General features: G+C 32.7%; 22 protein-coding genes. 16 read left to right on the top strand and 6 right to left on the bottom strand.

What is annotated here, in order from left to right; translation table 11 throughout:
* The first annotated feature begins 5 nt into the window (after nt 1-5).
* From purH to rodA, 6 genes are all read left to right on the top strand, one after another.
* The gene (gene purH, locus ACXAFS_RS05040; protein WP_475305696.1) at nt 6-1535 is read left to right on the top strand and encodes a bifunctional phosphoribosylaminoimidazolecarboxamide formyltransferase/IMP cyclohydrolase; all 1530 of its coding nucleotides are present in this window, start codon (nt 6-8) and stop codon (nt 1533-1535) included.
* A 113-nt stretch (nt 1536-1648) separates the two neighbouring features.
* On the top strand, nt 1649-2677 hold the full coding sequence (locus ACXAFS_RS05035; RefSeq protein ID WP_138433260.1) for a rod shape-determining protein: 1029 nt from the start codon (nt 1649-1651) through the stop codon (nt 2675-2677).
* Between the two features lie 11 nt (nt 2678-2688).
* Nucleotides 2689-3510 carry a rod shape-determining protein MreC gene (mreC, locus tag ACXAFS_RS05030; protein WP_475305695.1) on the top strand — a complete coding sequence of 274 codons (822 nt, stop codon included), beginning with the start codon at nt 2689-2691 and terminating at the stop codon, nt 3508-3510.
* Nucleotides 3503-4009, top strand: a complete 507-nt coding sequence (locus ACXAFS_RS05025; RefSeq protein ID WP_475305694.1) for a rod shape-determining protein MreD — start codon at nt 3503-3505, stop codon at nt 4007-4009. The genes mreC and ACXAFS_RS05025 overlap by 8 nt, the downstream gene beginning before the upstream one ends.
* Nucleotides 4006-5940 carry a penicillin-binding protein 2 gene (mrdA, locus tag ACXAFS_RS05020; protein ID WP_475305693.1) on the top strand — a complete coding sequence of 645 codons (1935 nt, stop codon included), beginning with the start codon at nt 4006-4008 and terminating at the stop codon, nt 5938-5940. The genes ACXAFS_RS05025 and mrdA overlap by 4 nt, the downstream gene beginning before the upstream one ends.
* Before the next feature lie 3 nt (nt 5941-5943).
* Nucleotides 5944-7224, top strand: a complete 1281-nt coding sequence (rodA, locus tag ACXAFS_RS05015) for a rod shape-determining protein RodA (RefSeq protein ID WP_475305692.1) — start codon at nt 5944-5946, stop codon at nt 7222-7224.
* 56 nt (nt 7225-7280) lie between these two features.
* Here the strand turns inward: rodA and ACXAFS_RS05010 are convergent, their stop codons facing one another.
* Nucleotides 7281-9917 (bottom strand): valine--tRNA ligase, encoded by a 2637-nt coding sequence (locus tag ACXAFS_RS05010; RefSeq protein ID WP_475305691.1) that lies wholly within the window; start codon nt 9915-9917, stop codon nt 7281-7283.
* Between the two features lie 185 nt (nt 9918-10102).
* On the opposite strand from ACXAFS_RS05010, the gene ACXAFS_RS05005 reads away from it, so the two are divergent.
* Nucleotides 10103-10531 carry a DUF1573 domain-containing protein gene (locus tag ACXAFS_RS05005; protein ID WP_475305689.1) on the top strand — a complete coding sequence of 143 codons (429 nt, stop codon included), beginning with the start codon at nt 10103-10105 and terminating at the stop codon, nt 10529-10531.
* A 30-nt stretch (nt 10532-10561) separates the two neighbouring features.
* Here the strand turns inward: ACXAFS_RS05005 and ACXAFS_RS05000 are convergent, their stop codons facing one another.
* The gene (locus ACXAFS_RS05000) at nt 10562-11917 is read right to left on the bottom strand and encodes a retropepsin-like aspartic protease (protein WP_475305688.1); all 1356 of its coding nucleotides are present in this window, start codon (nt 11915-11917) and stop codon (nt 10562-10564) included.
* Nucleotides 11918-12030: 113 nt separating this feature from the next.
* Between ACXAFS_RS05000 and ACXAFS_RS04995 the strand changes: the two genes are divergently transcribed.
* From ACXAFS_RS04995 to ACXAFS_RS04980, 4 genes are all read left to right on the top strand, one after another.
* Nucleotides 12031-13221 carry a pyridoxal phosphate-dependent aminotransferase gene (locus ACXAFS_RS04995; protein WP_475305687.1) on the top strand — a complete coding sequence of 397 codons (1191 nt, stop codon included), beginning with the start codon at nt 12031-12033 and terminating at the stop codon, nt 13219-13221.
* Complete coding sequence (murB, locus tag ACXAFS_RS04990; RefSeq protein WP_475305686.1) at nt 13221-14234, top strand: UDP-N-acetylmuramate dehydrogenase; 1014 nt, start codon at nt 13221-13223, stop codon at nt 14232-14234. The genes ACXAFS_RS04995 and murB overlap by 1 nt, the downstream gene beginning before the upstream one ends.
* Before the next feature lie 193 nt (nt 14235-14427).
* Nucleotides 14428-14964: a sigma-70 family RNA polymerase sigma factor gene (locus ACXAFS_RS04985; protein WP_331808303.1), complete on the top strand. Its 537-nt coding sequence runs from the start codon at nt 14428-14430 to the stop codon at nt 14962-14964.
* Nucleotides 14965-14971: 7 nt separating this feature from the next.
* Nucleotides 14972-15763 carry an RNA polymerase subunit sigma-70 gene (locus ACXAFS_RS04980; protein WP_475305684.1) on the top strand — a complete coding sequence of 264 codons (792 nt, stop codon included), beginning with the start codon at nt 14972-14974 and terminating at the stop codon, nt 15761-15763.
* A 73-nt stretch (nt 15764-15836) separates the two neighbouring features.
* Here ACXAFS_RS04980 and aqpZ read toward each other — a convergent pair whose 3' ends face one another.
* The gene (gene aqpZ / locus ACXAFS_RS04975; RefSeq protein WP_475305916.1) at nt 15837-16526 is read right to left on the bottom strand and encodes an aquaporin Z; all 690 of its coding nucleotides are present in this window, start codon (nt 16524-16526) and stop codon (nt 15837-15839) included.
* A 128-nt stretch (nt 16527-16654) separates the two neighbouring features.
* Here aqpZ and ACXAFS_RS04970 point away from each other — a divergent pair, with 128 nt between their 5' ends.
* The 5 genes from ACXAFS_RS04970 to ACXAFS_RS04950 are packed head-to-tail and all read left to right on the top strand — an operon-like array spanning nt 16655 to nt 20650.
* The gene (locus tag ACXAFS_RS04970) at nt 16655-16858 is read left to right on the top strand and encodes a membrane or secreted protein (RefSeq protein WP_426431219.1); all 204 of its coding nucleotides are present in this window, start codon (nt 16655-16657) and stop codon (nt 16856-16858) included.
* A 6-nt stretch (nt 16859-16864) separates the two neighbouring features.
* Nucleotides 16865-17977, top strand: coding sequence for a glycosyltransferase (locus ACXAFS_RS04965; RefSeq protein WP_475305682.1), 1113 nt, complete (start codon nt 16865-16867; stop codon nt 17975-17977).
* Nucleotides 17968-18519 (top strand): RNA polymerase sigma factor, encoded by a 552-nt coding sequence (locus tag ACXAFS_RS04960; protein ID WP_475305681.1) that lies wholly within the window; start codon nt 17968-17970, stop codon nt 18517-18519. The genes ACXAFS_RS04965 and ACXAFS_RS04960 overlap by 10 nt, the downstream gene beginning before the upstream one ends.
* Nucleotides 18520-19416, top strand: coding sequence for a hypothetical protein (locus tag ACXAFS_RS04955; protein WP_475305679.1), 897 nt, complete (start codon nt 18520-18522; stop codon nt 19414-19416).
* Entirely contained in the window at nt 19406-20650 is a 1245-nt protein-coding gene (locus tag ACXAFS_RS04950; RefSeq protein ID WP_475305678.1) for an Nramp family divalent metal transporter, read from the top strand. The genes ACXAFS_RS04955 and ACXAFS_RS04950 overlap by 11 nt, the downstream gene beginning before the upstream one ends.
* On the opposite strand, the gene ACXAFS_RS04945 is transcribed toward ACXAFS_RS04950, so the two are convergent.
* The 3 genes from ACXAFS_RS04945 to ACXAFS_RS04935 are packed head-to-tail and all read right to left on the bottom strand — an operon-like array spanning nt 20636 to nt 22960.
* Nucleotides 20636-21088, bottom strand: a complete 453-nt coding sequence (locus ACXAFS_RS04945) for a Na(+)-translocating NADH-quinone reductase subunit F (RefSeq protein WP_475305677.1) — start codon at nt 21086-21088, stop codon at nt 20636-20638. The two genes, ACXAFS_RS04950 and ACXAFS_RS04945, sit on opposite strands and share 15 nt — an antisense overlap.
* A gap of 40 nt (nt 21089-21128) precedes the next feature.
* Complete coding sequence (locus ACXAFS_RS04940) at nt 21129-21518, bottom strand: cupin domain-containing protein (protein ID WP_475305675.1); 390 nt, start codon at nt 21516-21518, stop codon at nt 21129-21131.
* 11 nt (nt 21519-21529) lie between these two features.
* A complete protein-coding gene (locus ACXAFS_RS04935; RefSeq protein ID WP_475305674.1) occupies nt 21530-22960 on the bottom strand; it encodes an SLC13 family permease in 1431 nt (476 codons plus the stop codon).
* Nucleotides 22961-22989 lie beyond the last annotated feature (29 nt).

Raw genomic sequence — 22989 nt, 5'->3', positions numbered from 1 at the left:
ACATTATGAGCAACAAAACCATATCCTCAGCGCTAATTTCGGTATTTAGTAAAGACGGATTAGAGCCAATAGTAAAAAAATTAAACGATCTCAACGTTACCATTTATTCAACTGGTGGAACAGAGAAATTCATCAAAGATTTAGGCATTAACGTTGTACCTGTAGAAGATGTTACATCTTATCCTTCAATATTAGGTGGTCGTGTTAAAACCTTACATCCAAAAGTTTTTGGTGGTATTTTAAATCGTCAAAATCACGAAGGTGATGTTGCTGAGCTTGCAGAATTTAATATTCCACAAATAGATTTGGTCATTGTTGATTTATATCCTTTTGAAAAAACTGTTGCTTCTGGCGCAAATAATCAAGATATCATTGAAAAAATTGATATTGGAGGTATTTCACTCATTAGAGCTGCTGCTAAAAACTATGCAGATGTTACCTGTGTATCTTCTGTAGAGGATTATGCTGAATTTTTAGAATTACTTGAATCTAAAAATGGAGAAACTTCTGAAGAAGATCGTAAGCGATTTGCTGCTAAAGCGTTTAACGTTTCTTCGCATTACGATACTGCAATCTTCAACTACTTTAATAAAAATCATGAAGAAGCTGCATTAAAAATTAGCGAAACTAAGGGTAAGGTATTGCGCTACGGAGAAAATCCACACCAAAAAGGATTCTTCTTTGGTGATTTTGATGCAATGTTTACAAAACTGCATGGTAAAGAATTAAGCTACAATAACCTTTTAGATGTTGATGCAGCAGTAAATTTAATTTTAGAATTCAAAGGCGAAGACCCAACATTTGCCATTTTAAAGCATAACAATGCCTGTGGTTTTGCTCAAAGAGGCACGGTTCATCAAGCTTATGTAGATGCTTTAGCTGGTGATCCTGTTTCTGCGTTTGGCGGTATTTTAATTAGTAATTCTGAAATTGACAAAGCAACTGCTGAAGAAATTCATAAATTATTCTGTGAAGTTGTCATTGCTCCATCATTTAGTAGCGAAGCTTTACAAATTTTAAAAGGCAAGAAAAATAGAATTCTATTAATCTTAAATGATATTAAGCTTCCAAAAACTACAGTAAGAACATGTTTAAATGGTGCATTAGTACAAGAACGAGATGCAAAAACGGATAGTAAGGAAGACTTAACAACCGTTACTAAAACAACACCAACACAACAAGAAATTGAAGATTTAATATTTGCTTCAAAATTATGTAAGCATACAAAATCTAACACTATCGTACTTGCAAAAAACAAACAACTTTGTGCAAGTGGCACAGGACAAACAAGTCGTGTAGATGCCCTAAACCAAGCTATACATAAAGCAAAATCTTTCAATTTTGATTTAGAAGGAGCTGTTATGGCAAGTGATGCATTTTTCCCTTTTCCAGATTGTGTAGAGATTGCCGATAAGGCTGGTATTAAAGCTGTAATTCAACCTGGTGGCTCAATAAAAGACGAATTAAGTATCAATTACTGTAACGAAAATGATGTTGCCATGGTCTTTACAGGAACACGTCATTTTAAGCATTAAAAAATATATAGAGTTAAAACATCTATAAAGGCAGAAATAACGTATAATTTATTACATTTACGCTTAGTCAAAAAACTTTGACAAGAATAACCCGAATAATATTATAAACGCGCATGGGATTTTTTGATTTCCTAACAGAAGAAATAGCCATAGATTTAGGAACCGCAAACACACTAATTATACACAACGATAAGGTAGTTGTAGACAGTCCTTCTATAGTAGCAAGAGACCGAATTAGCAATAAAATAATAGCTGTTGGTAAAGAAGCCAACATGATGCAAGGTAAAACCCACGAGAACATTAAAACAATTAGACCTCTTAAAGATGGAGTAATTGCAGACTTTGATGCTTCTGAGCAAATGATAAGTATGTTTATAAAAAACATACCTGCGCTTAAGAAAAAGTTTTTTAATCCTGCGTTGAGAATGGTTGTTTGTATTCCTTCTGGTATTACTGAAGTTGAAATGCGAGCTGTAAAAGAATCTTGTGAGCGTGTTAATGGTAAAGAGGTTTATCTTATCCATGAGCCAATGGCTGCTGCAATTGGTATTGGTGTAGATATTATGCAACCCAAAGGAAACATGATTGTTGATATAGGTGGCGGAACTACTGAAATTGCTGTTATAGCACTTGGTGGTATTGTGTGTGACAAATCAGTTAAAGTAGCTGGTGATGTGTTTACAAACGATATTATCTATTACATGCGTACGCAACACAACCTTTATGTTGGAGACAGAACTGCTGAAAAAATTAAAATTCAGATTGGTGCTGCTACTGAAGATTTAGAATTACCACCAGAGGATATGAGTGTACAAGGACGTGACTTATTAACTGGTAAGCCTAAGCAAGTGCAGATATCATACAGAGAAATTGCTAAGGCATTAGATAAATCCATCTTAAGAATTGAAGATTCTGTAATGGAAACTTTATCACAAACTCCTCCAGAATTGGCTGCAGATATTTACAATACTGGTATTTATCTCGCTGGTGGAGGATCTATGCTTAGAGGTTTAGACAAGCGTTTATCTCAAAAAACAGATTTACCTGTTTATATAGCCGAAGACCCATTAAGAGCTGTAGTAAGAGGTACAGGAATTGTTCTTAAAAACTTGCCAAAATACAAAAGCGTATTGATAAAATAAACGAGAAATAAATGCAACAAATCATCAATTTTGTTATTAGAAACAAAACCTTTCTGTTGTTTTTATTCCTCTTTAGTATTGGTTTAGCACTTACTATACAATCACATTCTTATCATAGAAGTAAATTTATAAACTCTGCTAACGCACTTTCTGGTGGTGTCTATGGCACTGTAAATTCAATTGATAAATATTTCGATTTAGAGCAAGAGAATGAAATTTTAGCCGAAGAAAACAAACGCTTAAAAGAACAACTTTTCAATTCCGTTAACTCTAACAATAATACTGTTATTGACACTTCAATCTCAAAAAAGGATTACAGAGTAACAATTGCTGATGTTTACAAAAATAGCTATTCGTCAACCAATAATTTTCTAACTGTTAACAAAGGCAAGAATGATAGTATTAAACAAGATTTTGGTGTTATAACATCAAAAGGTATTGTTGGTATCATTGATAATACCTCTAAAAATTATGCTACTGTACTTTCTATTTTGAGCAAAAAAAGTAGAATTAATGTTAAACTAAAAAACTCAAACCATATAGGTTCTTTAACTTGGAATGGTAAATCCCCAGAATTTGTTCAGCTTATTGATGTATCTAAATTTGCTCCTGTAAAAGCAGGAGACACCATTGTTACAGGTGGTCAGTCTTCAATTTTTCCAAAAGGAATAAACATTGGGAGTATTGAAAGTTTTGAAACAGACATTAGTGGAGATACATACACAATCCAAGTAAGACTGTTTAATGATATGACAAACATCGGAACAGTTTACATTATCGAAAACAAAGACAGAGACGAGATTTTAAAATTACAAAACAGCAGTAATGAATAGTGCTCTAGGTGTAAATAGTATTCGTTTTATTTTACTGCTTCTAACTCAAGTTGTTATCTGTAGCCATATAAACTTTTTGGGTTACATTAATCCATACATCTATATCATTTTTATCTTTCTGTTTCCTATAAGAGAAGATCGTCTCGTTTTACTACTTACAAGTTTTATATTAGGTATGTTTGTTGATATTTTTATGGACTCTGGTGGTGTTCATGCTGCTGCTTCGGTTTTTTTAGCCTATGCCAGACCAGTTTTCTTAAAAACATCATTTGGTATGCTCTATGAGCACCAAAGTATAAAGTTTAGCAATACTGACTTAGGTAGTTTAATTACTTACGTTACGCTAGGTACTTTTACCCATCATCTCATTTTGTTTTCTCTAGAAGTTTTTAACATTTCTGGTATACTTTTAATTTTGAAAAAAACGTTATTCTCTAGTATTTTTACTATAATACTTTGTATCCTAATCATAGTTCTATTTAGTCGAAACAAAAAATGAGAAAACTTTTACTCTTAACTACAGTTATACTTGTTGGCATTGTTTTTATAGCACGTTTGTTCTATCTGCAAGTCTATGGTGGTTATGAGTATGATATTTTTGAAGATTCAGCAATAAAAAAAGAGTATACCTATCCTAAGCGTGGTTATGTATACGACAGAAATGGTAAATTATTAGTAGCCAACCAACCATCTTATGATGTTATGGTTATTCCAAGGGAAGTTGAACCTATGGACTCATTAGAACTTGTTGAATTTTGTAACCTATTGAAGATTACCAGAGAAGAATTTGATAAAAAATTAGAACGCGCAAAAAACTATTCTCCAAGATTGCCTTCACCATTTGTCCCACAGTTATCAAAATCTGATTACGCTGTGCTTCAGGAAAAAATGAGAAAATATGTAGGCTTTTATATTCAGAAACGTTCCTTAAGATCTTACCAAACCACTATTGGCGCCAATGTTTTAGGTGATATTGGTGAAGTTAACCGTAGTATCATTAAAAAACAACCCTATTACAAATTAGGAGATTTAATTGGCAAACAAGGTGTAGAGCAATCTTATGAAGAAATTCTGCGTGGTACAAAGGGTATAAAATTTATTCAAAAAGATAGGTTTAATAAAAATATTGGGCCTTTTCAAGAAGGAAAATTAGATACCTTACCTGTACCTGGCAAGGATATTACTATCACTATAGATTCTGAACTACAAGCTTACGGTGAACTTTTAATGCAACATAAGCGTGGAGGTATTGTTGCCATAGAACCTAATAGTGGTGAGATTTTAGCCATGGTAACCGGACCAAGTTACAATCCAAATATTTTAGTAGGTAGAAACAGATCTAAGAACTACACAAAATTGCACTATGATAGTATTGCAAAACCTTTATTTGATAGAGGTCTGTTAGCTCAGTATCCACCAGGTTCGCCATTTAAAGTCATCAATGCATTAATAGGCTTACAAGAAGGTGTAGTAGATGAACATGATACTTTTAGTTGTAGAATGGGTTATTATTACGGTAGCAGACGTTTAACCGGTTGTCATCATCATAGAAGTCCTGTTGATATGAATATGGGAATCGCGCAATCCTGCAATGCTTATTTTGTAAATGTCTACAGACGAATTATTGACAAATATGATGATGCAGGTGACGGCATGAATAAATGGGCGGCACACGCCAAGAGTTTTGGATTAGGAGATTTCCTAAACAACGACTTATCAGTTGGTCGTCCTGGTCGTATTCCAGATGGAGATTATTATGACAGAGCATACGGAGATAATCGTTGGGGCTCAACCTACATTGTTTCTAATGCTATTGGACAAGGGGAAGTTGAAGCCACACCAATTCAATTAGCAAACATGGCTGCAGCCATTGGAAATCGTGGTTATTATTACACACCACACATCATTAAAACTATTGAAGGTGATACTATACCATCAAAATTCACAACTCCAAAGTATACTACTATCGACAGACAACACTTTAAACCTGTAATAGAAGGTATGTTCGATGTTTACAATGATGGTACCGCAAAAGCCCTTAAAGTTGAAGGAATTGAAATTTGTGGAAAAACAGGAACAGCAGAAAATTTTGCGATAGTTGATGGTAAAAAAACCCAACTAACTGATCATTCAATTTTTGTTGCTTTTGCACCTAAAGATAATCCCAAAATCGCTATTGCTGTTTTTGTAGAAAACGGATACTGGGGAAGTCGATTTGCAGGAAGAATGGCAAGTCTAATGATTGAAAAATATATTAAAGGAAAGATAACCAGAACGGATCTTGAAAACTGGATTCTTACACACAGTCTAGAAAATGAATATGCAAAACCTCATTCTGGTGAACCTTTTAAAATCAATGGCGAAACAACACTTCAGGTTATAGATAATTATGCTATTAAACTTGAAAATCAAGAGACCTTAAAACAATAGTTAATGCTTAGAGAAAATCAAAGACGTTTTAAGTTCGACTGGATAACCATTATTCTTTTTCTTTTACTGATAGGTTTTGGCTATGTTAATATTCTATCTGCATCTCATGATGGTGAGGTAACGAGTTATCTCAACATGACAGAGCTTTATGGAAAACAATTGGTATTTATTGGACTCACCTTCATTATAATTATTCTGATTTTATCGCTCGAAGCCAAGTTTTACGAACGGTTCTCTAGTGTTATCTATTTGGTTGCCCTATTATCGCTTGTAGGTCTCTTTATTTTTGGTAAAGATGTTAATGGAGCACGTTCATGGTATGGTATTGGTAGCATGACAATTCAACCAAGTGAGTTTGCTAAGTTTGCTACAGCTTTAGCAGTAGCTAAGTATATAAGTGATATACAAACCAACATGAAAACCTTAAAAGACCAAATTCGTGTTGCTGCTATTATTTTTATTCCTGCCTTACTAATTTTATTACAAAACGACGCTGGAAGTACTATCGTCTACACAGCTTTTTTCTTTGTGTTTTACAGAGAAGGTTTACAACAGATTTATCTCATTGTGGCTTTATCGCTTATCTTTTTGGCTGTATTATCTTTAAAATTTGGCGTATTAATTACTGCTATAGTTGCCGCTCTGGCACTAATCATTCGCTTTTTTACACGTAAAAAAAAGCGTGCATCTAAAATTCAGTATGTACTGGTTTTACTTATCGCTATTGGTTTCGCTTATGGTGTAAAACTCTTCTATAACCATGGCTTAAAGATTCATCAACAAAACAGAATTAGCCTTTGGTTACGTTTAGAAAAAGATCCTGTGAAACTCGAAAAAATGCGTAAAGCAGAGGCTTATAATCTTATTCAATCTGAACAAGCTATAAGCTCCGGTGGATTAACAGGAAAGGGATTTCTCGAAGGCACTAGAACAACAGGTAAATTTGTGCCAGAACAAGAAACAGATTATATCTTTAGTACTGTAGGTGAAGAATGGGGATTTGTTGGTAGTAGTATAGTGGTGTTACTTTTTGTGTTTTTAATAATACGTGTTTTGTATTTAGCTGAATCGCAAAAATCTCAATTTAGTCGTGTTTACGGTTACAGTGTTGCTTCTATTCTATTTATTCACTTTACTATAAATATTGGTATGGTAATGGGATTAATACCTACGGTTGGTATTCCTCTGCCTTTTTTTAGCTATGGTGGTTCAGGACTTTGGGGTTTTACCATCTTACTCTTCATATTTATTAAGTTAGATAGTAATAAAATAAACGAGTGGTAAAAAGAAAAGACCACTTTAATAGCAGTCTTTTCTTACTATGTTATTCAAAACTTGAATTAATTCAAACTTGCTAAACTCGCTTTAATTGTCTCAATTTTAGCAAGAGCATCTGCTTCCTTTTTCTTTTCTGAAGCTACAACTTGTTCTGGTGCGTTGTTTACAAAACGCTCGTTAGACAACTTCTTTTGAACCGATTTTAAGAAACCTTCGGTATAATTTAATTCCTCTGTTAACTTTTTAACCTCAGCTTCTACATCTATACTTCCTTCCATTGGAATAAAGTATTCATTAGATTTTACTCTAAAGGTTAAAGCACCATCAACAGGTTCGTTTACATAATCAAAACTACTTAGGTTACCCATTTTTGCAATAACCTCATCAAAAGAAGGTTCTGCTTTTTCATTATTTACAACTGAAAAACCTATAGAATCCTTAAAGGCAATGTTCTTTTGTTTTCTAATGTTTCTGATTCCAGAAATCACTTCAGACGCAAAATCGAATTGAGCAATTAATGCTTCATTTGCATCCTTTTGAGCTGGCCATTTTGCTATGATTAAGGCTTCTTCAGGTGTTCGCGATTTCATAGTTTGCCAAATCTCTTCAGTAATAAATGGCATAAATGGATGCATGATTTTTAAGTTGTCTTCAAATAATGCAATTAACTTATTATATGTTATCGCATCAATTGGCTCACCATAAGCTGGCTTTACAATCTCTAATAACCATCCACAGAAATCATCAAAAATCAATTTGTAAATAGCCATTAGCGCATCACTAAGACGATATTTACTAAAATGATCTTCAATCTCTACTAATGCTTTTTGAAATTTAGCTTCGTACCAATCCAAACCAATTTTGCTCGATTGAGGTTGTTCAATTTTATCAGATACTTCCCAAAGTGTGGTTAAGTAAAAAGCACTCCAAACTTTGTTACCTAATCCTTTACCTTGTTGACATAAAGCTTCATCAAATAACAAATCATTACCTGCTGCAGAACTCAATAACAAGCCTACTCTTACACCATCTGCACCATATTCTTCAATAAGCTTTAAGGCGTCTGGTGAGTTACCCAGCGACTTAGACATTTTTCGTCTTTGCTTGTCTCTTACCAATCCGGTTAAGTACACATTTTCAAATGGTCTTTCTCCCTTGTACTCGTAACCAGCAATAATCATACGTGCTACCCAAAAGAATAGAATGTCTGGACCAGTTACCAAATCATTGGTTGGGTAGTAGTATTTTATGTCTTCGTTTTCAGGATTTCGTATTCCATCAAAAACACTCATTGGCCATAACCAAGATGAGAACCATGTATCTAGTGCGTCAGTTTCCTGACGTAAGTCTTCAATTTTAAAAGACTTCTCGACTACGCTCGAAGTGACAGCAAGTTCGTAAGCTTTCTCTCTAGTTTCTGCAACTACAAAATCTTCTTTTCCATCACCATAGTAATATGCCGGAATTTGTTGTCCCCAAAGTAACTGACGTGAAATGTTCCAGTCTCTGATATTTTCCATCCAGTGACGGTACGTATTTTCAAATTTCTTTGGAAATAATTTCACCTCACCATTTGTAAGCACAGCATCTAAAGCCGGCTTAGCCAAATCTTCCATTTTTAAGAACCATTGGTCGCTTAATCGTGGCTCTATAATTGCTTTTGTACGCTCTGATATACCTACTCTGTTGTTGTAATTTTCAATCTTTTCGATTTGACCTAAAGATTCTAATTCCTTCACAATAGCTTTACGAACCGCAAAACGATCTTGACCTTCGTAATGCATACCATAACTATTCAGCGTAGCATCTTCGTTAAAGATATCTATAACTTCTAGATTATGCTTATCTCCCAACACTTTATCATTTTCATCGTGTGCTGGTGTTACTTTTAAACAACCAGTACCAAATTCTACGTCTACATAATCGTCTTCAATAATTGGAATTACACGATTACAAATCGGTACAATTGCTTTTTTACCCTTAAGATTTTGATGTCTTGGATCTTCTGGATTAATACAAATTGCCGAGTCACCCAAAATAGTTTCAGGACGTGTTGTTGCAATCGTTAAAGTTTCATCAGAACCTTCTATTTTATAGTTTACATAGTAAAGCTTTCCTTGTTTTTCAACATATTCCACCTCTTCGTCAGAAAGTGTTGTCTTAGCTTCAGGATCCCAGTTTACCATTCTGTAACCACGATAAATCAGTCCTTTATTATAAAGATCTACAAACACCTTTATTACAGCTTCAGACATATCGTTGTCCATTGTAAACTTGGTTCTGTCCCAATCGCACGAACATCCTAATTTCTTTAATTGCTCTAGAATAACGCCACCATATTCATGCGTCCAATCCCAAGCGTGTTTTAGAAATTCGTCACGTGTTAAATCATTTTTGTCTATACCTTCGGCTTTTAACTTGGCAACTACTTTAGCTTCTGTAGCGATAGATGCGTGGTCTGTACCAGGAACCCAACATGCATTTTTACCTAACAATCGAGCACGACGAATTAACACATCTTGAATAGTATTATTCAGCATGTGTCCCATATGTAAAATTCCTGTAACGTTTGGTGGTGGAATTACAATGGTGTAAGGTTCTCTATCATCTGGTGTAGAATGAAAATAATTGTGTTGCATCCAGTAGTCGTACCACTTATTTTCTACTGAAGTTGCATTATATTTTGATGGGATTTCCATATTTGGTATCGTTTTTGCTAAGTAACTGACAAAAGTACTTATATTTCTTTTTTTGAAAAATTATTAGGCTGTTTTATGTGATAATAGAAGTCAAAAATTGTTAAATAGCATGTATTACATCTAATTAATTTTGAGGAGAGTAAAAAAGTAAGTAGTTTTGATAGTATCAATTTAAAACTTAAATGATGAAAAATTTAATAGCAATTCTATTTGTAGGTTTAATGAGTTTTGGGTCTTTTGCTCAGGAAAAGAAAGTAGCTAAGATAGAGTTTAAGACAACAGTTATTGATTACGGAACCATTGAAAAAGGTTCTGATGGTGTTAGAACGTTTGAATTTACCAATACCGGAAATGCTCCTTTGGTAATATCTAATGTAAAATCCACATGTGGATGTACTGTACCCAAAAAGCCAAAAGAGCCTATTATGCCTGGTGAAACTGGTGAAATTGAAGTTAAGTACGATACAAAAAGAGTTAATCCTATTAGAAAAACTATCACTGTGTATTCTAATGCAGAAACTCCAACAGTGGCACTTAAGATCAAAGGATTAGTTATAGATCCTGATAAGACAAGTGTTTTAGAAAAAAAAGAAAAAAGTATGATTGAGCAATAAACTCAGTTGTAATAATATTATAATGAGCTCTCAATTTGAGGGCTCATTTCTTTTTAACGCATCATCTAACTTAAATTTAAAAATCTTCACTTCACCATAACGCTCAACTTTTAGCCTTATTGGTTTTCCTGTTTTGCCAAACAAGATTTCATTTATCTGGCTCAGTTTCATATTATAGACTTCTTTACCGTTAATTGACAACAAAATATCACCTACCCTTAGACCAGAAGTGTATGCATTAGAAGATTTACGCAGTTCTGCAACACTATACATGGGTTTTAATAACATTCTGTGACTTATTGATAAATCAATTTTTACAGAATTCAAGTCATCATTTACACTATAACCATCACTTTTGGGAACATTTATCCTTTCTTTTACAAACATACTGCCATTATGCTCTAATACAATACCACTATTATTATACGTAAATGGTTTCTTGTAATAGTTGTTTTTCTTTATGTAAAGTTTTTCATTACTATAATCTACATACATATTATATCTCTTAAGAATGTCACCTCCTACGCTTCCATTTCTCCCTTTATGAATTTTATTGACGTCCACAGATAAAGAATCTGGATAAGCAACATTCACATTCATAAGATTATAGTTACTTAACTGAAAACTTTTAACCTTAGATCTCTTGCCATAAACAGAACCACTCAAACCCTTACCTAAATAATCTCTAAAAAAAAGAGAGTCGTTTGGTATTAAACCCTTTTCTTTATTTTCGAATAACCATAAGGCATCACTACTACCAGTATCCATTAGTAATTTTACATCTTCAGAACTATTTCCCAACGTAACTGTAGCATTTAGATAAGGCTTGTTATTGTGAACTTCTAAAGGTATTGATTGCCATTTTTTAGATATTTTAGGTTTAAATACATCAGGTTTGTGCAATCTTATATATTTAGAACTGTAATTAATTTCAACAACAAAATCTCTAAAAACATCATAGCCAATTATACCATGTACAACCACACCCAAACGAGGTGTAAAATTAATATCCGAATCAAACACCACATACAGATCTTGATTACTACCTACAGCATCACCTATCTTAAATCTGTTGTAACTAGACTTTAGAGCTTCAATCTTTCCATCTGCACCTAAACCATGCAGATAAAATGTTTTTGTGTTTTTTAAATCGAGTGAATCATTTTCCGTTAGATTAAACAAAATAGGCTTACTAACACCTGTATCTAATACAAAAGATAGTTCCACACCATTAACTTCTACCGGAATTACTATAAGATTAGCCGCAAATTCAAAATTAATTTTCTGACTCACCTTATCTTTCAAAAGAAATTGACCTTGAGCGATGATAGACCAACTATTCCAACATAAATAGAGTAAAATTATATATGTAAGATGTCTTTTCAATATTGATTTGATTTGATTGAATTTACAAATCTTTATTTAACTACATATTTTCAATGTTATTTTTTGTAGAAACTTTAAGAAATTTCGGAACTTAGCACTTTAAAATTTTTACCATGCCGAAAATTTCTGAGAAAGGTATTAATATGCCAGAGTCACCTATTAGAAAATTGGTGCCTTATGCTGAAGAAGCTCACAAACAAGGAAAAACTGTATACTACCTAAACATAGGACAACCAGATATAAAAACACCTGCAGTAGCATTAGATGCTGTAAAAGTTCACTCGTTAGATATACTTGCTTATTCAAGATCTGAAGGTTCTGAGGAATACCGAAAAAAAATTGCTCAATATTATTTACGTAATGATATTGAAGTAACCCATAACGATATTATTGTTACCACAGGTGGTAGTGAGGCGTTACTTTTTGCCTTTGGTAGTATTATGGATGAGGACGATGAAATTATTATTCCTGAGCCTTTTTATGCTAATTACAACGGTTTTTCAACAGCTTCTAGTGTTAAAGTGGTTCCTGTAATTTCTAAAATTGAAGACAATTTTGCACTTCCTCCTATCGAGGAATTTGAAAAACTCATCACACCAAAAACTAAGGCTATTCTTATTTGTAATCCTGGTAATCCTACTGGTTATCTATATTCAAAAGAAGAAATCAACAAACTTGCTGCTATTGTTAAGAAACATGATTTATTCTTAATTGCAGATGAAGTTTACAGAGAGTTTGTTTATGATGGCATAGAACATTACTCAATTTTACAAGAACCTGGTTTAGAAGAGCATGCAATAGTTATAGACTCCGTATCTAAGCGTTATAGTATGTGTGGCGCTCGTATTGGTTATTTAGTTTCTAAAAACAAAGAAGTTATAAAAACCGCATTAAAGTTTGCTCAAGCAAGATTGAGCCCACCAACGTTAGCACAGATTGCTAGTGAAGCTGCCTTACAAACTCCACAAAGCTACTTTGATGATGTTAAAGAAGAATATGTAAAGCGTAGAAACACTTTAATTGAAGGCTTAGAAAACATTCCTGGTGTAAAGGTTGCTAAACCTAACGGAGCTTTTTATTGTATCGCAGAATTACCCGTAAAAAACTCTGACGATTTTGCACGCTGGCTGTTAGAATCTTTTGAATATAATAACAGTACTATTATGGTAGCTCCTGCCGCAGGCTTCTACTCTACACCTGGAGTTGGTCGCAACCAAATTAGAATTGCATACGTATTAAATGAAAACAGTCTAAAAACTGCTGTTAAAATTTTAGAAGAAGCTCTTAAAGTATATAAAGATTAATGGCTATAGAGCATAATGTTTCATTACAACCCTTTAATACCTTTGGTTTAGAAGCCAAAGCAAAATCCTATTGTAATATAACTGATAAAACAGTTCTTACGGAAGTTTTAAAAACTAATAGAACTCAACCTTTATTTATTCTTGGTGGTGGAAGTAATATGCTTCTTACTAAAAATATTGATGCTTTAGTGCTTCATATAAATTTAAAAGGTATTGAGGTAGTCAATGAAACTGATGACGCTGTTTTTGTTAAAGCCATGGCTGGCGAAAACTGGCATCAGTTTGTCCTTTGGTGCATAGAGCACAATTATGGTGGTATTGAAAACCTATCTTTAATTCCTGGCAATGTTGGGACTTCTCCTATTCAAAACATAGGAGCTTATGGTGTAGAATTAAAAGATGTATTTGAAAGTTGCCAAGCCATTAATATCTACGACCAAAACACAAGAACTTTTACAAAAGAAGATTGCAAATTTGGTTACAGAGAATCTGTTTTTAAGCAAGATTTAAAAGGCGAATACATCATTACAAGCGTTACATTTAAGCTTAGCAAACAAAACCATAATCTACATACAGATTATGGTGCTATTAAGCAAGAACTCCAAACATCTAACATTGTAAAACCAACAATTAAAGATGTATCTAATGCAGTAATTGCTATTAGACAAAGTAAACTACCAGACCCAAAAGAAATAGGTAATAGTGGTAGTTTTTTTAAAAATCCTGTAGTTACTACGGAAGAGTTCAAAAACTTACAAACCAATTTTCCAGATGTACCATCATACAAAGTATCGGACACCTTGGTTAAAGTTCCTGCTGGCTGGCTAATAGAACAAGCTGGTTTTAAAGGAAAACGATTCAATGACTATGGTGTACACCAAAAGCAAGCTTTAGTTCTAGTTAATTATGGTAATGCTAAAGGAAGTGATATTTATGAACTGGCACAATTAATTCAAAAAACAATAAAACGAATTTTTAATATTTCAATAGAAACAGAAGTAAACATTATATAAAACAAAAGTCGTAACAAGGGTTACGACTTTTGAGTTTAGAATAATCTTTTAAATGCTATTAACCAATCTCTCTGAAAAAATGACTATTCTAACTTTATAATATGAAATACTTATATTACCGTATTTAACTATATTTACGTTTGTAAATCCATTTTGGATGTTTTAAAAATCTAAAAACTAAGATTTTAACATTTTGAGCGTTACACCAACCGAACAGAAAATAATCGACTTACTTGATAAAAGCGACAAAAGAGCGTTAGATTTATTGTATGAAAACTACTCTAACAGTCTCTACGGTGTTATTTTAAAAATAACTATAAACGAAGAAATTGCTCAAGACGCTTTACAAGAAACTTTTATAAAAGTCTGGAAAAACGCTCATAAATACGATCCAAAAAAAGCAAAACTATTTACTTGGCTATTTAGAATTGCAAGAAACACGGCTATAGATAAATTAAGAAGTTTTAATAATCGATATCAGAAAGAAGTCCAAATCGATACTTCAAACGTATATATCTTACCATCAAGCAATTTAAACCAAGATGTATTGGATATTAAAGAGCATGTTGGACGACTCGAAGAAAAGTACCAAATTGTGTTAGACGCCTTGTTTTTTCAAGGCATGACACAGCAAGAAGCGAGTGACGAATTAGACATTCCTCTTGGGACTATAAAATCGAGATTAAAAATAGGATTACGTGAACTTAAAAAAGTTTACGACCCAGAATAACAGAATTATGGAAACAAAATTACATACCTTTTTAAATTCTGACTTACTAAACAAATACTTAGTAGGTGAAGCTTCCTATGAGGAAACCAAGGAGGTAGAATTTTTTCTTAGTAATTATCCTGAAGCTTCAGCAGCTTACGAAAAACTTCAGAATAATTTAGAGATTATTGCTAAAGCTGGTGCTGTAGATGTTCCTAAGAATATTTTAGGAAATATTTTAGACGCTTTAGACGAAACTAACGACACTAAAGTTATTCAGTTAGTACAACACAGAAAGACGCCTTGGTATAGCATTGCTGCGACGGCTGCTGCTGTTTTATTTGCTGTATCATCATTTTTCTTGTATCAAAAAAATCAGAATTTACTAGATGAGAACAATGTAGTGATAGACGAGATTTACGACTTAAGAAGTGATATAGAAAAAAATAACGCTATGTTATCTGAGTTATCATCAGAGCTTAGTAGACTTAATGATCCTGATGCCAGAAAATACATTATTAGTGGTAATGATAGAGCTAAAGATCTTAAGACAGTAGCTTATATAAATCCGGTTGAAAAAACCTCGATGATAGATATTATTAAGTTACCTGAGCTGCCAGAAGATCAGCATTACCAAATATGGGCCGAACTACAGGACAGAATGGTTAACTTAGGTATATTGGATGAGTCTGACCGTAAGATGAAACAAATTCCTTATATGGAAGATGCTTTAGCCTTAAGTATAAAAATCGGTAAAGATGGTGATGAAACTAATGAGAATAACACCGAAGTTGCGGAAATCTCATTAAAGGAAAATTAAGATTAAAAAATAAATTCAATAAAAAAGAGGCGTGATAAATCATGCCTCTTTTTTATTGCAATACCATCTTAGATTATTCTTTTTCAAAAAATGTTTTATGAATTACCCCTCCAATAATTGCACCTACAATTGGAGCAACCCAAAACAACCATACTTGTGACAAATAAGCTCCATCTGCAAAAATTGCCTGACTTAACGACCTTGCAGGATTTACAGAGGTATTTGTAATAGGAATACTAATGAGATGAATTAAAGTTAAAGCTAAACCAATAGCAATTGGCGCAAAACCTTTAGGTGCTCTTACGTTTGTACTTCCTAAAATAACTATTAAGAAAAATGCCGTTAAGATAATCTCCGCAACTAATGCTGACATCATATTATATCCATCAGGAGATAAATCTCCGTAACCATTAGCAGCAAAACCTCCTATTGTTTCAAATCCTGATTTTCCTGAAACGATTAAATAAAGTGCTGATGCAGCAGCAATAGCGCCAACAACTTGAGCAATGATGTAACCTATTAAATTCTTAGCTTCAAATTTACCACCAGCCCAAAGACCAATAGATACAGCAGGATTAAAATGACCTCCGGAAATATGTCCTACTGCATAAGCCATAGTTAATACTGTTAGACCAAAGGCTAATGATACACCTACAAATCCAATGCCTAAGTCTGGTATTCCAGCAGCAAAAATGGCACTACCACAACCACCAAACACCAACCAAAATGTTCCGAAAAATTCGGCAAAAAGTTTTTTCATAATTGATAATGAATTAGTTAGAAAATATATGTTAATATTTTTTAGACACCTAAATTGTATTGTAAGTCACAATTATAGTTTTAGAGAAATAAAGGTAAAAGCCTTATCTTTGCACAAAATTTTTAGGTAAAATGAAATTATTACTTCTCACTTTAGGAATGTTAGCATTAGCCGTTGCCGGAATTGCTATTAAAATCTGGGCAAAAAAGGATGGTAAATTTGCTGGCACCTGCGCCAGTCAAAACCCTATGTTAAACAAAGAAGGAGAAGCTTGTGGTTTTTGTGGAAAAACTCCAGATCAATTCAAAGACTGTAACGAACCTCAACATTCATAAGTTTTAATGAACCTTACCTCTATACTATTTATAGTATTCATAGTTATAGTTGGTATTCAGCTTGTTTATTATTCTACATTTCTTTTTTCTTTTGCTATTCAGCGTGCAGAAACTAAACTTAAAAAGCACATTCCGCTTTCTGTAATTATCTGTGCAAAAAACGAAGCTGAAAATTTAAAAGAAAATCTTCCTTATATACTCAATCAAAATTACAGCAATTTTGAAGTTGTTTTGGTCAACGACAGTTCGTCTGATGAAACATTAGAGGTCATGGAACACTTCGAAGCCAATAGTAAAAACGTCAAAATTGTTGATGTAAAATCTAATGAAGCGTTTTGGGGAAATAAAAAATATGCGCTTACTTTAGGCATAAAAGCTTCAAGCAACGATTTTCTTGTTTTTACTGATGCTGATTGTAAACCAAACTCTAATAAATGGCTTGCACAAATAAGTAGTAAATTTTCAAACCAAAAAGCTATTGTTTTGGGTTATGGAGCTTATGCAAAAAAGAAATATTCAATATTAAATGCTCTTATACGGTTTGAAACTATTATTACCGCTTTGCAATACTTTTCATACGCAAAATTAGGAATCCCATACATGGGAGTTGGCAGAAACATGGCTTATAGAAAAGAATTGTTCTTTAACAATAATGGCTTTAACGGTCATATGTCTATAAAATCTGGTGATGATGATTTATTTATAAATGAAGTTGCTAATGCTAAAAATACAGACATCTGTTTTTCAAAAGAAAGCTTTACAATTTCAGAACCAAAAAAAACATTCAAAGATTGGATATTGCAAAAGCGAAGACATGTTAGTACTGCCTCATTTTATAAAACAAAACACAAAATCCTTTTAGGTTTGTTTTATTCATCGCAACTTTTGTTTTGGGTTTTTGCTATAACACTCTTAATCCTTGGGTATAAAATGCAATGGGTAATAGCCATTATTGCCCTTCGTTTCTTGATTCAACTATTATGTTTTGGGCTTACAGCAAAAAAACTAGACGATGTTAATCTTATCTTTTTTGCACCTTTTCTAGAATTATTTTTAGTTACCACACAATTAAGTATCTTTATTGCTAATCTTATATCTACACCTAAGCATTGGAAATAATAGACGCAATTAACAAAGCCAAACAAAATGACCAGATTGCGTTTAATTATCTTCTTGACACTTTTTGGAATGATGTGTATTCTTTTCAGCTAATGCGCACTCAAAATGAAAATGATGCCGAAGACATTACCATCCAAACCTTTTCTAAGGCTTTTGATAAAATAAATACTTATGATGAGAATTATAAGTTCAAAACTTGGCTAATTACTATATCTAAAAATATCCATATAGATTTAGTAAGAAAACAAAAAAAGACCATACAAAACACCTCAAAAGACAACGAAGACAATTACTTAGAGATTATTGACGACTCTCCTACTCCTGAAGACAAAATTATCACGGAACAAAATCTTGCCAAACTACTAAGAGATATAAAAAAGCTGAAGCCGCATTACCAAGAAGTTATTAATCTAAGGTATTTTCAGGAATTGAGCTACAAAGAAATCTCTAAGGAACTTAAAGAACCAATTAACAATGTTAAGGTAAAACTATTACGAGCAAAAAAACTATTAGCTGCTATTATAAATGAAAATAAATTATAAATGACCAAAGCCAATATTTCATATAAAGAATCTGGTACAGCTAATCCTATAAATATCTTTCTGTCGATAACCTCTAGCTTAATCGTACTTTTATTTGTTAGTTTTTTTTACAGTTTTATAATTACCTATTTACCATTAATTTACTTCAACTTTATTGTAGTAGCAGCTTATGGTTTTATTATAGCATACATTAGTAGAGGATTTAACACTTTATACAAAATTAGAAATAAAAAAACATCTATTTACATTACTGTTGTAGTAACACTATTTGCTATTTATTTTCAATGGGTAAATTATCTTTTCATCATATCTTATGAAGATATTGAACCTTTACTTTTTTTTAAAGAAATAAAAGTATTTTCTGAATTCCTTTTCAGACCAGATTTAGTAGTAATAGATATTATTAATATAAGTAAAATTGGACTTTGGTCTTTGGGTTTTATGAGCGACGTCCCAGTAAAAGGAATTTTTCTATGGCTTATATGGCTAGCTGAAATTGCAATTATTAGTTTTTTTGCAATTAGTGTTTTTATAAATTTTAAGACTATTCCTTTTTCTGAAAGGGATAATAAATGGTATAAGAAAGAAATTATTGACTTTGATTTTGAATATGTTGCTTTCAAAAAACAATTTATTGAAAGCTTTCTCAATAATGCTTCAGAAAGCATTCTTAGCTTAAAAAGAGGTGATGGGATAAGACATTCTAAAATTTCAATATTTAGCTCTAAAGGAGAACCAAATAGCTTAATCTCTTTAGACAATATAATAGTTACACAAAGAGGAAAGGGTAAAAAAGACATTATAAAAGTAATTGAACATTACTACATTGACAATAAAGACTTAGAACTCTTAAAGCAAAGTTTTAGAACAAAAAAATCTTCAATTTTTGATTACTAGCCTAAAGAAATTAGGTCCTGGTTTACTGTTTGCTGGTGCAGCAATTGGTGTTTCGCACTTGGTACAATCTACAAGAGCTGGTGCTGATTTTGGATTAGGTCTTTTATGGGCATTATTACTTGTTCATCTATTTAAATATCCATTTTTTCAATTTGGTCCGAGATATGCAGCAGCAACGGGAGAGAGTTTACTAGAAGGTTATCATAAATTGGGTAAGTCCATTTTAATAGCCTATTTCATTTTAAGCTTAGCCACCATGTTTACAATTCAAGCTGCTGTAACTATCGTTACGGCTGGCTTGGCCAACTCACTCTTTGGTGATATTTCTTTTTTAAATTTTCGTATTGAAAGTATAAGCAGTGTAGAAATCTGGACGATTATTTTACTCTTTATTTGTCTATTTACTCTATTAATTGGGAAGTACAAAACCTTAGACAAGCTTATAAAAGTGATTATAATTACACTTACTATAAGTACTTTGGTTGCTGTCTATTTTGCTTTTACCGAATTTGATAAAACCATAGATTTCAATCAGGTATTACCAAACAATAAAATTGAAATTGCTTTTTTAATTGCCTTTATGGGATGGATGCCAGCACCTTTAGATATTTCTGTATGGCATTCTGTTTGGGCATTAGAAAAGAAAAAAGATGAAGGATTATTTACTCCAAAAAATGCGTTGTTAGATTTTAACGTTGGCTTTTTTGGCGCTATACTTTTAGGCTTTGCTTTTGTTTGTTTAGGTTACTTCGTAATGCACGATTCAGGAAATAGCTTTAGCAATAAAGCTGGTATATTTTCTAACCAACTTATAGAATTATACACCAAAAGTTTAGGTGATTGGGCTAAAATTCTTATTGGTATTGCTGCATTTACAACTATGTTTAGTACAACCATTACTACGCTTGATGCTTCTCCTAGAGCTATGAACAAAAGCTTAGAAATACTAAATAATAAAACCTATAAAAAAGGGTACTTTAACTGGATATTAATTTTAACCTTAGGAACCATAACTATCTTTTTAATCCTAGCTTCTGAGATGGGATTGCTCATTAAAGTAGCTACAATTCTGTCTTTTGTAACAGCACCTTTCTATGCTATTATAAATTACAAACTGCTCTGTAGTAAACATACACCAAAAGCCTGGAGACCGAGTTTAGGCTTACATATTTTGTCTTGGTTGGGTATTGCTTTTTTAATAGGTTTCAGTATTTGGTACCTAAGCACTTTGTAGATTGAAATCATCTTTAAGTTCATAATCAAATAGAGAACTATAATGCATAACATTTTTGACGCCATCCAACTCGCATAAAGTCGAAACAACGGCATTTAAACCATTAAATAAAATATCTTGATTTTTATAATAATCTGGCTTATGGCAATAGGTTTTACCCAAACGATAACCACAACCTTCTAAAAAGGAAGTTTCAATTTTTAATAATTCTATTGGTGAATAGCCATTAAAACGTCTTCCTAAATTTTGGTGAACTAAGCCTACATAGTTTAATCGATTAGAGCCATGCAAATCCGTCATATGCTGCCAACTATCATTGTTATCAAGAATATTTCCGACAGCGCATTGTTTACAGTTTTCAGGATTGAGTGTTTTGTTATGAAAGGCAGTATATAGCTTTTTTAAAGCCTCATCAAATCTCTTACTTGTAGTATTCATAGCTTTTCTTTTTCGCTATAAAAGATACTAATTATTTAATTTACTTGTATTCAACAATCAAAAAAACAGCTGTAGTTTTACCAATATTTAGGACTTCATGAATAGTTTTAACATCATTAGAAAAGTGATAACCTTTTGGTACATCTACTTCGCGAGTACCTGTCGTATCTGTAATTCTGAATTTACCTCCTGATAACGTATAACCAAAATGTGGATTGTGATAATGCTTCTCGTGACCAATATTTGGCGGAAATGTACATTTTAGAATACGTACAGATTTATTCTCTTCAACAACTTCGCAAACTTTCTTTCCTTTCCATCCTGCTTGTAATGGATCTGGTAATTTTTCAACTGACTTACAACCAAAAAATAGTAGGCTTAAAATCAAAAGATTTACAACAAATATTGGTTTTACGTTATTACAATTCATAATTGAATCTTTTAAAATATGAGTGGCAGAATATACTGAAACATTAAAATTAATAAGATTACAGAGATAAGATTTAATATCACTCCTACCCTTGCCATTTGATGCACTTTTACAAAACCACTTGCAAAAACAATAGCATTTGGAGGTGTTGCCATTGGTAACATAAACGCACAACTACTTGCCATTGTAACAGGTATTAATAAATACAATATAGGCACTTCTAAACCAATAGCAATACCTGCAACAACTGGTGCTAATACAGCTGTAAGTGCTACATTACTCATCAACTCTGTCATAAATAACATTAAGAAAATAAGTAGAGAAGCTGTAAACAAAATACTTACTTCGCTTTTAGAAATCGTTTCTGCAACAATATCTACAATACCACTTGCAGACATGCCTTTAGCTAAAGCTAGTCCTCCTCCAAATAGTATCAAAATTCCCCAAGCTAATTTTTGAGTGTCTTTCCATTCTAAAATAAACTCACCTTTATTAAACTTATGTGGTACTGTAAACAACGCTAAAGCTCCTAAAATACTAATCATGGTGTCTGTTAGTCCAAGTTTTGGAAATATACCATTAATGACTGTTCTAAAAATCCAAAGCGATACTATTACAGCAAATGTTATTAGCACTTGTCTTTCCTTGGGTGAGAGTTTACCTAGCTTATTCAACTCGTCAACAATTACTGTTTTTGAAGCACCAAATTCTAATCCCTTATTCGGGAATAATTTTATCAGAACAAAATAAATTATAGTGATTAAAATGACCGAAAAAGGTAAGCCGACAATCAACCAATTCAAAAATGATATCTCCATATTGTATTCATTCTCTAGTAAACCTATTAGAATAGAGTTTGGTGGTGTACCAATAATTGTTGCTATTCCACCAGCATTGGCAGAAAACGCAATACCAAGCATTACACTTAATGCAAAATTTTGGTCTTGCTTTGTAAAACCATCAGCATCATTTATAAGCAAGTTTATTACAGACATGGCTATTGGTAACATTACTACAGCACTAGCCGTATTACTTATCCACATGCTCATAAAAGCTGTAGCTAGCATAAAACCCAATACAACCTTATTTGGTGTCGTGCCTGTAAGCCTTATTATGTTTAGAGCTATTCGCCTATGTAGATTTACTTTTTCCAAGGCTAAAGCCAAAACAAATCCACCGAAAAAGAGAAATACAATTGGACTTCCGTAATTGGCACCAACCTCATCTATTGGCATCACTTTAAACAAAGGAAATAGGAACAGAGGCAATAATGCAGTAACCGAAATAGAAACCGCTTCTGTGATCCACCATATTATCATCCATAATGCAACTGCAATAACAATATCAGCTTTGTCTGAAATTAGGTTAAATTGAAAAACTTGAAGGAAGATAAACAATAAAGGACCTAGAATTAAACCCAAACGTTTTGATAGTGGATACATAGTCGTTTTAAATAAAGTAGGAATATAAT

This window comes from Winogradskyella sp. ABM4_392, assembly GCF_056160445.1.
Note: the sequence above shows the minus strand (reverse complement) of the source record. Positions and strands in the feature narration are given on the sequence as shown.